The sequence below is a fragment of the Shewanella khirikhana genome (assembly GCF_003957745.1).
GTDB lineage: Bacteria > Pseudomonadota > Gammaproteobacteria > Enterobacterales > Shewanellaceae > Shewanella > Shewanella khirikhana.
Genome location: NZ_CP020373.1, coordinates 124,575 through 137,868, shown reverse-complemented (window position 1 = coordinate 137,868; position 13,294 = coordinate 124,575). Strand labels below are relative to the sequence as shown.

Annotated in this window: 9 protein-coding genes; 6 read left to right on the top strand and 3 right to left on the bottom strand. The window is 54.9% G+C overall.

Translation table 11 applies throughout. The features are described 5' to 3' along the window. Positions 1 to 108 precede the first annotated feature (108 nt). The 3 genes from STH12_RS00515 to STH12_RS00505 are packed head-to-tail and all read right to left on the bottom strand — an operon-like array spanning position 109 to position 4,130. Positions 109 to 2,583, bottom strand: coding sequence for a putative bifunctional diguanylate cyclase/phosphodiesterase (locus STH12_RS00515; RefSeq protein WP_126165745.1), 2,475 nt, complete (start codon positions 2,581 to 2,583; stop codon positions 109 to 111). A 4-nt stretch (positions 2,584 to 2,587) separates the two neighbouring features. Then, positions 2,588 to 3,739 carry a TonB-dependent receptor gene (locus tag STH12_RS00510; protein WP_126165744.1) on the bottom strand — a complete coding sequence of 384 codons (1,152 nt, stop codon included), beginning with the start codon at positions 3,737 to 3,739 and terminating at the stop codon, positions 2,588 to 2,590. Next, the gene (locus STH12_RS00505) at positions 3,726 to 4,130 is read right to left on the bottom strand and encodes a type 2 periplasmic-binding domain-containing protein (RefSeq protein ID WP_126165743.1); all 405 of its coding nucleotides are present in this window, start codon (positions 4,128 to 4,130) and stop codon (positions 3,726 to 3,728) included. The genes STH12_RS00510 and STH12_RS00505 overlap by 14 nt, the downstream gene beginning before the upstream one ends. 175 nt (positions 4,131 to 4,305) lie before the next feature. On the opposite strand from STH12_RS00505, the gene STH12_RS00500 reads away from it, so the two are divergent. The 6 genes from STH12_RS00500 (at position 4,306) to STH12_RS00475 (ending at position 13,226) form a co-directional block, all read left to right on the top strand. Then, positions 4,306 to 5,334: a class I SAM-dependent methyltransferase gene (locus tag STH12_RS00500; protein WP_126165742.1), complete on the top strand. Its 1,029-nt coding sequence runs from the start codon at positions 4,306 to 4,308 to the stop codon at positions 5,332 to 5,334. A 247-nt stretch (positions 5,335 to 5,581) separates the two neighbouring features. Then, positions 5,582 to 7,252, top strand: a complete 1,671-nt coding sequence (locus tag STH12_RS00495) for a DUF342 domain-containing protein (RefSeq protein ID WP_126165741.1) — start codon at positions 5,582 to 5,584, stop codon at positions 7,250 to 7,252. Continuing rightward, complete coding sequence (locus tag STH12_RS00490) at positions 7,252 to 7,581, top strand: DUF4144 family protein (protein WP_126165740.1); 330 nt, start codon at positions 7,252 to 7,254, stop codon at positions 7,579 to 7,581. Before STH12_RS00495 ends, STH12_RS00490 begins: the two co-directional genes overlap by 1 nt. Before the next feature lie 96 nt (positions 7,582 to 7,677). After that, on the top strand, positions 7,678 to 8,778 hold the full coding sequence (locus tag STH12_RS00485; RefSeq protein WP_126165739.1) for a site-2 protease family protein: 1,101 nt from the start codon (positions 7,678 to 7,680) through the stop codon (positions 8,776 to 8,778). Positions 8,779 to 9,069: 291 nt separating this feature from the next. Then, positions 9,070 to 10,155 (top strand): efflux RND transporter periplasmic adaptor subunit, encoded by a 1,086-nt coding sequence (locus STH12_RS00480; protein WP_126165738.1) that lies wholly within the window; start codon positions 9,070 to 9,072, stop codon positions 10,153 to 10,155. Beyond that, positions 10,155 to 13,226, top strand: coding sequence for an efflux RND transporter permease subunit (locus STH12_RS00475; RefSeq protein WP_126165737.1), 3,072 nt, complete (start codon positions 10,155 to 10,157; stop codon positions 13,224 to 13,226). Before STH12_RS00480 ends, STH12_RS00475 begins: the two co-directional genes overlap by 1 nt. Positions 13,227 to 13,294 lie beyond the last annotated feature (68 nt).

Sequence of the window (13,294 nt, the reverse complement as noted above, 5' to 3'; positions counted from 1 at the left end):
ATCAGCGAAAGAGCCAGCAACAGATACAGCCGCCAATGCTGAGGGCAATGCTGAGGCCAGTACTGAATCCAAGCAGGCCGTCAATCTTTGATCTTTGGTCTTTGACCTCTAACCCGCCTTTTGGCCCAGGGGCACGTGATCGGCGCCTTTGGGCCAACGGCGGGTAATGGCAATCGATTCCAACACTTCCAGGGTTTTCTCTTCAGTGATGGGCTTGGAGTAAAGATACCCCTGCGCCAGCTCGCAGCCTGCCGCCTCCAAAAACTCGCACTGCAATTCAGTTTCAATCCCTTCCGCCACCACAGTTCTGCCAAGGTGGTGCGCCAAATCAATCACAGTAGTCACAATATGGGTGTCGGCGCCATTCTCCAGCACTCCCGCGGTAAAGCAGCGGTCAATTTTCAGCACGTCAAAGGGCAACTGCTTGAGGTAGCTGAGTGACGAATAGCCGGTGCCAAAGTCATCAATGGCGATCCGCACGCCAAGCAGCTTAAGCTCGCGCATGACCTCCATCGCCTTGTCGACCTGTTCGATAACGCTCTCTTCGGTCACTTCCAGCAGCAGGCTTTGTGGCGGCACCATGCTGCTGCTCAGCAGTTTTTTGATGTAGTCACTGAGGCCCGGCGTCAGGTAGTGGCGCGCCGACAGGTTAACGGCGATGTAGATATCATCCCAGCCCAGCAGCCTGAAGCGTTTGAGTATTTCCACCGCCTCAGCCAGCACATAGTTACCCAGCTTGATGATGGCGTCACTCTCTTCAATATGAGGGATAAAGTTGCCGGGCATGATTAGGCCCCGGCTTGGGTGGAACCAGCGCACCAAGGCCTCGAAGCCTTTGATATGACCATCTTTAAGCCCAACAATCGGCTGCAGGAACAGCGACAATTCGCGCTCGGCAATGGCACTGTTGATATCCTGCTCCACCATCAGACGGTTGTTGGCATGGTGCAGCATGTCTTCGGTAAACACCCGGAAATTGGAGCGACCGGCATCCTTCGCCTGATACATGGCAAGATCGGCATACTTGATAAGCTCTTCGGCATTCACCGACGGCGAGTCGCACATGGCGACCCCAATACTGGTGGTGACAATCAGCTTGTGATTGCCAAGCACCACAGGTTGCTGCAAGGCGGCAAAAATCTTATGGATCACCCGCCGAATGTCCTGCTCATCACGGATACCGCGCAGCAGGATCAAAAACTCATCCCCGCCCTGGCGGAACACCGTGTCCATGCTGCGCACGCTGTTACTGAGCCGCGAGGCGATAATTTTCAGCAGCTCATCCCCTTCGTTATGGCCCAGCGCATCGTTGATCCGCTTAAATGCATCGAGATCCAAAAACAGCAGCGCAATACGGTCGTGCACCCGCCCCACACAGGCAATGGCCTTATTGAGTTCGTGAATTAGCATGGCCTTGTTGGGCAAGCCGGTGAGCACATCCAGCATGGCCATCCGCTCAAGCTCGCGGGTGTAAACATCGACATCCTGCTCCAGGCTTTGCTGCCGGTCGGCCAGCTCCAACATGGAGCTGCCCATCATGTCTACTTCATCGAGAAACAGTGCGGTTCTGGGTTTCAGAGAAGTGCGCACCTCGTCGAAACGGCGCTCAGCGATGAGCGGCAGCATTCGGGTTTGGCCCTCAAGCCGCCGTATCGGAGACCAGGCTACCAGCGCCATCAGGGCGCCGGTCAACAGTAAGGCAATCAGCAGCAGCCCAAGAATGTTCTGCTGGAAGGCTTTTAACAGCTGATGCCATTCATCGAGCTGCCACAGCACCACTATGCCGGGACCATCATCACTGGCATCCAGCGAGAAGTACCACAGGGCATAGGGTTCGCCGTGTAACCGGTACAAACGCTGCTTGGCGGTAACATCCTGCCAGGACAAGCTGGCGCTGGCCTCTTCAAGCAGCGGCAGACTGGATTGGCGGTTACTGATATTGAAAAGCTTGCGGCCCCAGAAGCGGGTGCCATTGGTTGAGTCTTCACGACCACTCAGCACCGCCAGTTCAAACTCCTCCTGGGAGCGAAAACTGGTGAGCAGCGAAGTGAGTTCCATTTCAAGATAGAAGCGATGGGCAACCTTGTTTTTCAGCACAGGCACCTGCACTTGCAGCAAACAGCGCTCAACACAATGAATACGCCAGATGGGCACACTGGCGCGGCTCCAACGCTGAAACCATTTGTATTCATCATCCCCGGGCAGGCGTCCAAGGTAAAAACCACTGTGACTGTTTTGGGCTATGCGGCCAAAGGCATCCAGCCCCCAGGCCAGCTGCACCTCGCCCCAAAGCGCTTCAAATTCGCTGTGGCTGAGCTTGGACTCAAACACCCTCGGGCCCGCCAGCAGCAGCACCTGATGTGCACTGGAAACAGCCACGTCCACTGCCTGCGACACTGCATGGCTTAAGTTTTGTTGTAATGTGTGCTGCTGGGATTCCAGCAAAAAGCCCTGCTGGCGCCCCAGCTCACGGTAGGCAAAGTTGCCAAGCACCAGGGTCAGCACAGTCATCAGGAAGAATACGGTGATCAGTACCTTCCATCTGAGACTCAAAAACCAACTGCCGGGGGAAACTTTCGTCATAGGTTCACCACTGCATTCGGTAGGACACTTCAAGGGCCAGCACAGACCAGTGTTCGTCCTGGGTCATTGGGTCCTTGTTCAGAATGGGCGGCACCCAGGAGGCGCCCTCGACCCAATGATATTCAGCGCTGAGCAGCCAGTTGTCGGCAAAGCGCCAGCGGCCGCCCAGGGTCCAGTCACGGGCATAGCCAAAGTAGGCCGGGATCCCGGCCTCAGCCAAGAGTTTGCCGTCGGGATCATCAAGGTTTTCAACCGAATAGTCATAACGGACAAAGATATCCAGGGTGTCACTCAGCCCATAACGGGCATCCACATAATAACCCCGGTATGGCTGCTCTTGCTGCCAACCAGCCAGTGGTGTTCCCCGCAGGGTGCGCTCCCCCTGACTGAACTCCGAGGTCAGCTCCAGCGCGCCCACCCGGTACTGCGCCGACAACACCCAGGTCAACAGCTCAAGCTCGGCAAAGGCCCCCGGCAAGCCACCATCGTAGGTCAGTAAGGTTTGATACACATTGGCGCCAAGGCGCAGCGAGTCAGTGCTGTAGTCCAGATCGATTGAATAGAAGTAGTCGGAATCCAGGGTGCCGAAGTCGAGGGTGCCGATGGTGTTGCGGGTTAAATCGTCGGTGATATTGAGCACCCCGCCGGTGAGGTGCCAAGCAAGTTCTCCATCGGCCAGATGGTGGCGCCCAAGAATTTCACCGCCATTGATATGCAGCTGGGTATCACGATAGTAATCAGCATAAATGGATTGCGGCAGCAAAATGCCCGGGCGGGAAAAAGGCACGTCACGGGTGCTGGAGAAAAAGCCCACTTCATTTTTCACCCGCCCAAGACGCATCCCCAAAAAGCCCGACTCAATGGGGCTTAAGTATTCCAAAAACAGGTAATCGGCTTGCAGATGTTCGTCAATCAGGGTGCCACGCTGGCGATAACTGAGGGCACCGGCAAAGCGCAGGTTTTCCCAGGGCCGCCAGGAGGCCATCAGGGTTGCTTCTGTTAATTCGAGGCTGGTATCGTCCTTGCCGGTAAAAAACTCACTGCCATCCACTGCCACCAGCCCCTGGCTGATAAAGCCATTAAACTGCCACTCTTCTGCGCAGGAGACACCAGGCCCCAGCAGCAGCAAGCACAACAGGCCGTTATTGCTTTTCATGCGCATCATCCTGTGCAGTGATTTCATCCGGCAGATATCCAATTGCCCCTTGTGTTTGTTCCACCTTCACCCGCATTTCCGCCAGCGTGCTGACAATCTCGGGGCGGTCAGCGGTGCCGGAGTAAACCAGTCGATCCCAGTTCCGTTGCAGCACGTAGGGCAGGACTTCCAACGCATCGGTGCAAAAACGTTTGTGCAGTTCGGAGTCGGGGGGCAGCACGAATACCCTGATGGGAGTGCCATCAGGCCAAAACAGACGCTGCCGGGAAAATATGAGCCTTAAATCAGATACGGTCAGCGCCTCGGTCTCGACTTGTTCGTGGGCAATGATCTTGGCGTCCACACCAAGACTTATCATCATCAGCCACATCCATGTCATATAACGGCGCATCAAAACTCTCCGTAAGTTTGCTTGCGTTGCAGGCTTGTGGCCGCAGCACCTTCCGTCGGCGGTTAGCCTTAGCTAAAGCTTAGGCAAGGAATCGAGGCGCTGCACAGTAAAATTGGCTGATGCATCAAGGGGCATGGGGTATAATTGCGCCAAATTCTCAGCTCAAGACCCGGCCTTGCTTACCAATCCTTCGCAACTTCTCATCAGAAACAGTGAGTTACTCGAAAATCAACGGGTGCTCGTACTCAATTTTGAGTCAGATACACTCTGTAAAACGCTGCTGGAACATTGCCCGGAAGTGAGCGGACTTGCGCTGGATTTCAATCACTTCCTGCATCAGAACGCAGCCACCAATAGCAGGCTTAAGCTGCACTTTGGCCATGAGCTGAAAACCGATGACAAGTTCGATGCAGTGATAGTGTATTTCCCCAAGGCCAAGGCACTGGCGCCCTACCTGTTTGCCCTGGCGGCCTGGCATCTGGCACCGGAAGGCCTGCTGCTGGTTGTGGGTGAAAACAAGGGCGGGATCAAATCGGTAGACAAGCTCACTGGCGCGTACTTTTCCAAGCCGGTGAAACGGGACAATGCCCGTCATTGCCTGCTGTACACCGCGGTGCTGCTGGACGAAGCGGCGAAGCCGAAGGTCGATGATTTTGTCAGCCAATATCAGCTGAGCCTGCCCGGCGGCGATGTCACCATCTGCAATATGGTTGGGGTATTTTCCGATAAACGGCTCGATGAAGGCACGGCTCTGCTGCTGGATAATCTGCCCGCATTGTCGGGCCGGGTGCTGGATTTCGGCTGTGGCGCCGGCGTGATTGCCATTGCGCTGCTGAAAGCCAACCCGGCGCTGCAACTGGATTGCGTCGACATCAACGCCATGGCGCTGTTGTCCTGCGAGTTATCGCTTAAGGCCAACGGCATGAATGCCAGAGTGTATGCCTCCGATGGGTTGGCGCAGGTCGAAGGCCAGTTCGATGCGGTGATCTCCAATCCGCCATTTCACGACGGCCTTAGCAGTACCACAGATATCGCCACCCGCTTTGTAGCCGACAGCAAGGCCCAGCTTAAGCCCCATGGCGACTGGTGTATTGTCGCCAACCGCCACCTGCCCTATTCCGACACCATTGCCAAGGTTTTCGGCAAGGTACACACCCAAGCAGAAAACAACAAATACAAGGTGTATTACAACAAAAACAGTTGATACCACCAGCAAGCAGCATTGATGCAAAATTAGTCGCCAAATATCCCAAGCTGGTCAGTTTTAAGAAAAATAACTAAACTGAAAACCAGTGCACAAATTAGTCGCTGCACACTTTTTTGGCGAAAGTTTATCTTGTTATACTCCGAAGGCTTGATACTTTACTAACCCCCTACCGGGAATAAGTTTTTTAGGGTTAGTTGTGACTTAAACCGAAGAAAAATAACTACAGATAAACGGGTATACACTTATGTTGGCTCCAGAACTGCTTGAGCTGAGCTCGGATGGCACCAAGGCGGAACTTCGATTAATTCCCGCCGAGCACGGCCCCGTCACCGAAACCGATCTGCGGGAGTTACTGTCACTGCCGGGATTTGACGATTTGTACCCCCTCGATCCTGTCATTCAAAAAGCCGTTATCAGCATCAATAAACTCTGCGGTCAGGACGACGGAAAATTTGAGCAGTTTTTTGCCATTGCCGAAAAACGTGACGGCAAAGTTGAAATAAAAATCAGCCCCGACAGAATGCAGGCCGAAATGGTCATTACCGCTGCGTTCGGTGGCAAACAGATTTCCCTCCCCGATGTACTCATGGCTCTCAAATCCGAAGGGGTGTCCATGGGGCTTAGCAAGGTGCGCATTGAGCAGTTGCTGAAACAAATCCCTCTGCTCGAACCCGGCGCCAGCTGCCAACAGGTGATTGCTATCGGCAAACCGGCCGTTAACGGCGAAAACGCCATTCTCGAGCGTAAGGTGGCACTGGCCCGTGAGCGTTTGCTGCAACCCCAGGAGCGGGAAGACGGCACAGTCGATATGCGTAACCTTGGCTCGGTGATCACCGTAAAACCCAACGATGCGCTGATGGTTAAAATCCCCGCCACCGAGGGCAGCGCAGGTTACACAGTGAAAGGTGAAGTGCTGCAGCCCAAGCCCGGCAAGGATGTCGCTTTGGTGCCCGGCGAAGGCACGGCGATTTCACCCAAAGATCCCAATAAGCTGATTGCCACTGTGGCCGGCCAACCGGTGGAAACCCGTACCGGCATGCAGGTTGACGATGTGCTCCAAATCAAAGAAGTGGACGTGAAATACGGCCATGTAAACTTTAAAGGCTCGGTGCTGATCACCGGTGATGTGCACGAAGGCATGCAGGTTCGGGCCAGCGGTGACATTACCGTGATGGGCTTTGTCGACTCGGCCCAACTTGAAGCCGAAGGCGACATCATTGTCAGCAAAGGGGTCATTGGCCGTCAGCTCGCCGAAGGCAAACATTCCACTGTGCTTAAGGCCAAGGGGCAAATTGCCGCCCAGTTCGTGCAGTATTCCGATCTGATTGCCGACGGCGATATTCAGGTGACCAAACAGCTATTGCACAGTCACAGCCAAACCCGCAGCAAACTGATTGTGAGCGACAACAACGGCCGCCGCGGCGATTTGGTTGGCGGTCAGGCCCATGCCGCCAAGGGCGTGCGTGCCGTGGTGATTGGTGCTACCGCCGGTACCAAAACCGAAGTATTCTGCGCCATGGATCTTGGCCAGCTGAAATCCGACCTTAAAGCCCTCGATGAAAGCGTGAAATCCATGGTAGTGGCCTGCCTCGATATCGATGCCCGCATCCGCAAACTGCCGCCCAAGAGCGAATGGCAGGACGATCCTGTGATGTACGAGCAGGTGAAGATGATGATGGAAGAGAAGAAGCGCATGGCGGAAGAACGCACCCGCGAAGAACTCGAGCACGACGCGGTAAGGCAGGAAGTAGACAACTACTACAACAACTACCGCATTGAAGTGCTGAAACACATTTTCGCCAACGTCGAAATTCATATAGGGCAGGCATTTAACCGCACCCAACGTGAACACGGCACCTGCATAGTTACCAATCAGGGCCAGGAAGTAAACTTCGACTACAGCGTCAAAGCCTGATGCCAATTCCTCAGCCACAGTGGCCAGCCCTGCTCCAGCAGCAGGGCTGTGACGAACTTCTGCCATTGCCTCTACAAGCCGACTGGCAAAAGTATCAGTTGGAATGCCGCCACCTGCTGTGCCCGGGCGATGTGCTGATTGATGCTACCCTCACGCGCTTTACGCTCACAGAAGACCATAGCCTGCTGGCGGACGGCGCTATCTCTACCGCTGAGCTGACGCAACTCCTTCGCGCCCATCTGGCAACTCAGGGGCACTGCTGTCTGGCCAAATTGCAGTTGAATTCACTGGCAGATGCCATTGAACTCATCAGCGCATTAGACAGCTGAAAAACGCCCCGTTTCCCGTTATGATGCTGGCCAATTTGTTGCGTACGGCCATTTTCCGGCCCGGCGCATATTCAGAGCAGGGAAACGAGGTGCATTTTGGAATTGCTCAGGGTTCAGTGTCTTGGGAAAACCTTACGACTGGAGGGCTCACTCGCCGGATGGCAGGAGCTCTACTGGGACAACCAGCTGGTGTCGCAAAAAGTCGCGGGAGTCGATAATCAGGGCCTGCGGGTACACGAATTTCATCTGCAAACCCAAACGGCTGAACAGGACGAGCCGCAAAAAATTGCGGTAAGGCTGGAAACCGATCTGATTTGGCAACCCTTTAAGCTGGATTATCGGCTGCTGGTTGAAGATCAAATTCTTGCCGAAGGCAGTCGTGATGAAAAAGACATGGAGCGGCAGGAGCCTGAGCTGCCACGGCAGAATACTCAAAAGCTGAGTCTGGTGGGTTTGGCGTCGCTGGGCTTTAAGCTGCTCAAAAGTGCCAAAGTCATCAAGGCAGTGCTCGCGGGCGCCAGCCTTGCCGCCTACAGCTGGCTGTTTTCATTCCAGTTTGCCCTGGCGCTTATCGCCTGTCTGGTGGTGCATGAATACGGCCACGTACGAGCCATGAAGTACTTCGGCATGAAAACCAAAGGCTTTTACCTTATCCCCTTTATGGGTGGTCTGGCGCTGTCGGAAGACAAAATAAACACCCGCTGGCAGGATGTGGTGATTTCCATCATGGGACCCACCTTTGGCCTGTTTATGTCGCTCGCCTGTCTGGTAGGTTGGTGGCTGACTGACAACCCATTTTTTGCCGGTCTCGCTGCCTTCAACTCATTGCTGAACCTGTTTAATCTGCTGCCAATTCTGCCACTGGACGGCGGTCATGTGATTAAAAGCATCAGCTTTTCAATGAACAGCAAAACCGGGCTACTGATCTGTGTGCTCGGCGCCGTGTTCGGGGTGTGGCTGAGCTACAGCTTGGGGCTCGCCCTGCTGGGCTTTTTGCTGCTGATTGGCAGCGCCGAAATTCTGTTTGAGTGGCGTGGTCGTCATCACAGCCACCTGATCCCCCTCGACCGTTACGGCCAAATCTTCTCTGCCGTGTGGTACCTGCTGACCCTCGGCGCCTTTGTCGCCATCATCTGGTACTTTGCCGGTATGGGCGATGGCCTGCTGGGGCTGCCACTGCAAATTCTGCAAAGCTGACGCAAAACTGACAAAACAAAGGGCGCCAAGGCGCCCTTTTTTATGCCTGATGGCAAACTGTAGCTGCTGAGGCTGCACATGAAGCGCAAACCCTTCGCTGCATCACAGCAACAGCTCAAAAACCCACAGGCAGCAGAGCTGCATCATCAAAATAACAACCCAATCATTAAAAGTGGATCTTGATCACTGAACGGCCCAAAACCCTTTCAATATGGGCATGTTCGGCCTTGCCGCTGGCATTTTTCGGTACCCTCATTGCTTATAAGTTGTTCAGGCAGGGAGCGTATTTTTATGAACAGATCAAGGCTGCGCCGAGCGGGTTTCGGCTTCGCTGTATCTATCCTTTTCATCCTGACTGTGTTGCCTGTTTCGGCAGAAGAGCCCCCGGCAACCGACGCCATTCCGGTCACCGCCCAGCCGGTGAAAAAGGCATCCTTTCGCGATGTCAGCAACGAAGTCGGCAAGATTTCCGCCATCGATTCGGTGGAGCTCGGCTTCAGCCTAAGCGGCAGCGCAAGGCTGGTTGCGGTTTACTTTAACGACGGTGACAAGGTCCAGCAAGGAGAGTTAATTGCCGAGCTCGACAGCACCAAGGCCAGGGCGGAGCTGGACATGGCCCGCAGCAATCTGGCCCTGGCCAAATCCAAACTGGTACGCACCCGCGAGCTGCTGGCCAAAGAGCCTGGCTCGCTCTCCAAACAGGATGCCGACGAGCTGGAAGAGGCGGTGAATCTAGCCAATGCCGAGTTCAAACTCAAGGCCGCCGAGCTCAATGATTACTATCTGCGCGCCCCCTTCGATGGCCAGCTGAGCTCCTTTAAACCTTCCATCGGCGCCCGGCTTAAGGAAGCCGATCCTCTGGTCACCCTCTACCGGGTGGACTCGGTGGAAATCCGCTACGCCCTGGGCCAGGAGGATTTTGGTAAGGCCGCCAGCGGGCAAAAGGTACAGGTCAAGGTCGAGACCTACAAAGACCGCAGCTTTGAAGGCATCGTCACCTATGTCGCGCCCGTGGTGGATGAAAGCTCCGGCCGGGTAGCTGTGCATGCGTCGCTGTCGAATCCGGACTACGCCCTCGCCCCCGGCATGTTCGCCAGCGTCAAACAAATCTTTCGCGAAAACATCGAACGCCTGTTGGTGCCGCAAAATTCCGTGGTCGCCAAAGACAAGGAGCGCTTCGTTTGGGTGGTCAGCGGCGATAGGGTGCAAAAGCGCAATGTCACCCTGGGAAATAACACCAACGATGGTGATGTTGTGGTTACGGCTGGCCTGCAGGCCTCTGATATGGTGGTGAAAACCGGCATTCAGAACCTTACCGAGAATGCCAGGGTCAGGTTAGTGCCAGACAAACCCGCCGACACACAGGAGAAGCACTGATGCGTCTGCCGGAAATTTGTATTCGTCACCCTATATTTGCCACTGTGATCAGTATCATGATGGTACTGCTAGGGCTGGTTTCATTCGATAAGCTGCCGATTCGCTACTTTCCCGATTACAAGACCCATTCGGCCTCGGTGCACGCCAGCATAGATGGCGCCAGCGCCGAGTTTATGTCGGAAAACGTAGCCAACAAGCTTATCGATGTGGCCTCAGGCCTCGATAAGGTCAACACCACCAGCACCGATTGCCGCGAGGCCAGCTGCACCCTGTCAATTAAGTTCAATGACGATGTCGACGATGTCGAATACACCAACTTAATGAACAAGTTGCGCTCCAGCGTCGAAGCCATTGAAGACTTCCCCCAGAGCATGACCGACAGGCCCAGGGTGACCGACGACACCTCAGCCAAGAACGCCACCAGCAATATCATCAGCTTTATCAGCCTTGGCAATACCGATAAACAGGCGCTGGCAAATTACATTCGCCAGCAAATTGTGCCCAGATTCAAGAATCTGCAAGGTGTTGGCGGCGTATGGGGGCCCTATGGGGGCTCACCTCAGGCGGCACGGGTTTGGCTCAATCCGGCGCAAATGAAGGCGCTGAATGTCACCACGGCGCAGGTGGTGCAGACACTGCGCGCTTACAACAGCGCTTTCACCTCGGGCACCATTGTTGGCAAATCACGGGATATTTCGATTAACCCCTTAAGCCAGGTGAAAAATATCGATGATATCCGCGATCTTGTTATCCGGGTCGACAACGGCAACATAATCCGCATCAAGGACGTGGCAGAGGTGGTGATGGGCGAGCGCTACCTGCGGCCAAGTCTGCTGAGCATCAATGGCCATCCGGGAATGTCGTTGCAGATCCTGCCGCTGGCCAACGCCAACCCGGTTGCTGTGGCCCGAACCATCAAGGCCGAAGTGGAAAAGATCCAACAGGATCTGCCCAAAGATCTCAAAATGGAGATGGTTTACAACCAGGCCAACTTTATCGAAACAGCGATTGATGAAGGCTTTTCAGCACTGGTGGAGGCCGTGGTGCTGGTGTCACTGGTGGTGTGGCTGTTTCTTGGCTCGCTGCGGGCGGCCTCGATCCCGATTGTCACTATTCCCGTGTGTGTGATTGGGGTGTTTGCCGTTATGGCCTGGCTGGGGTTCAGCATCAACGTGCTCACTATTCTGGCCATCATTCTGGCTATCGGTCTGGTGGTGGATGATGCCATTGTGGTGGTGGAAAACTGCTATCGTCACATCGAAAAAGGCGAAACGCCCTTTAATGCCGCCATTAAGGGCTGCCAGGAAATTATCTTTCCAATCATAGTCATGACCCTGACGCTTGCCGCCGTCTACCTGCCAATTGGGTTGATGTCAGGCCTCACCGCCGATCTGTTCCGTCAGTTCTCCTTCACCCTGGCAGCCGCGGTGCTTATCTCCGGCATTGTAGCGCTCACACTGTCACCTATGATGAGCGCCTACCTGATAAAACCGGCAGAAGCGCATCCCGACTGGTTCCAAAAAGTAGAGCAAACTCAGGAGCGGCTGATTCGTCTCTATGCCGGCGAGCTGGAAAAGTGGTTTGAGCGCAAGCGTTTGATGGCGGGCATTGCCCTGCTGCTGGTATCTGTGGGCGCCCTGCTCTATTGGGCTATGCCCAAGGTGCTGTTGCCCGCCGAAGACACCGGTTTTATTGAGGCCGTCGCCAAAGGCCCCACCGGGGTTGGCCGCGAGTACCACCTTAACCACAGAGATGAGTTGAATGCGCTGATGGATGGCAATGCCAATGTGGCTGCCAATCTGTCTTACATCGAGGGCAGCCCTACCAACCATGTGCTGTTGAAGCCCTGGGATGAACGCAGTGAAACCGCCGCCGACGTCATAGACCAGCTGATAACCAAAGCGCAGCAGCTCCCTGCCTACAACATGTCGTTCAATGTTCGCGCCGCCGATGGATTGAATATTCCCACCAATCTGCAATTGCAGCTGACCACATTGAATCGTGATAAAGAGGCCCTGGACGCCACAGCCGCCAAGGTGGTGACCCTGCTGGAGCGCTACCCGGGGCTGACCAACGTCAACAACTCCACAGTGCGGGATAAAATTCGCTTCGACCTGTCCATCGACCGCAATGCCGTTATCCTCTCCGGTGCCAGCTATGCCGATGTAACAGACGCGCTATCGACGTTTCTTGGTTCGGTAAAGGCGGCCGATTTGCATGCGCAGGATGGGTTTACCTACCCCATTCAGGTTCAGGTGAACCGAAAAATGCTCGGCGATTTCCACGTACTGGAAAAGCTGTATGTGATTACTGAATCCAAGCAGGCACTGCCGCTGTCGCAGTTTGTCACCATCAAACCGGCAACGGCCGAGTCCAATATCAAGACCTTTATGGGCCGCGACAGCGCCCTTATCAGCGCCAGTTTGATGCCGGGCTATTCCCCGGATGAAGTGAAGCAATGGCTCGATGAACAGTTGCCAAGCGTACTGGCCCCATCGCAAAGTTACGCTTACAACGGCATTATCAAAGAGCTGATGAACGCCCAGGCGGGTACTCAGTCGCTGTTCCTGCTGGCTCTGGTGTTTATCTACCTCATTCTGGCGGCGCAGTTTGAAAGCTTTGTCGACCCCCTGATTATCCTGCTGACGGTACCCCTGTGCCTGGTGGGCGCCCTGCTTACCTTAAGCCTGTTCGGCCAGAGCATGAATATCTACTCGCAGATAGGCTTGCTGACACTGGTGGGGCTGGTGACCAAACACGGTATTCTGTTGGTGGAGTTTGCCAACAAGCAGCGTCTGGCGGGCAAGAGTGCCAGAGAGGCAGCCATTGCCAGCGCCCGTTCGCGGTTAAGACCGATTCTGATGACATCGCTGGCAATGATCCTGAGCGCGATCCCGCTGGCAATAGCTTCGGGGCCGGGCTCGCTTGGACGGGTCAATATCGGCCTGGTGTTGGTGGGTGGTCTGCTGATGGGCACCTTCTTTTCGCTGTTTGTGGTGCCGGTGGCATACCTGGCAATGAGCGAACTGAAGCAAAAAGACGTGCTGGCTAAAGTTAGAGGCAAAATTTAGCAGCGAATGTCTTACGCAGGCGCCCGCTTCGGCAGGCGCTTTTTAACGTGGATAAACGACTGACCGGG

What these genes read in the sequence shown, in the direction of transcription:
- STH12_RS00515 (WP_126165745.1), bottom strand. Translation starts at nt 2,583, where the DNA reads ATGACGAAAGTTTCCCCCGGCAGTTGGTTTTTGAGTCTCAGATGGAAG.
- STH12_RS00510 (WP_126165744.1), bottom strand. Translation starts at nt 3,739, where the DNA reads ATGAAAAGCAATAACGGCCTGTTGTGCTTGCTGCTGCTGGGGCCTGGT.
- STH12_RS00505 (WP_126165743.1), bottom strand. Translation starts at nt 4,130, where the DNA reads ATGCGCCGTTATATGACATGGATGTGGCTGATGATGATAAGTCTTGGT.
- STH12_RS00495 (WP_126165741.1), top strand. Translation starts at nt 5,582, where the DNA reads ATGTTGGCTCCAGAACTGCTTGAGCTGAGCTCGGATGGCACCAAGGCG.
- STH12_RS00490 (WP_126165740.1), top strand. Translation starts at nt 7,252, where the DNA reads ATGCCAATTCCTCAGCCACAGTGGCCAGCCCTGCTCCAGCAGCAGGGC.
- STH12_RS00480 (WP_126165738.1), top strand. Translation starts at nt 9,070, where the DNA reads ATGAACAGATCAAGGCTGCGCCGAGCGGGTTTCGGCTTCGCTGTATCT.
- STH12_RS00475 (WP_126165737.1), top strand. Translation starts at nt 10,155, where the DNA reads ATGCGTCTGCCGGAAATTTGTATTCGTCACCCTATATTTGCCACTGTG.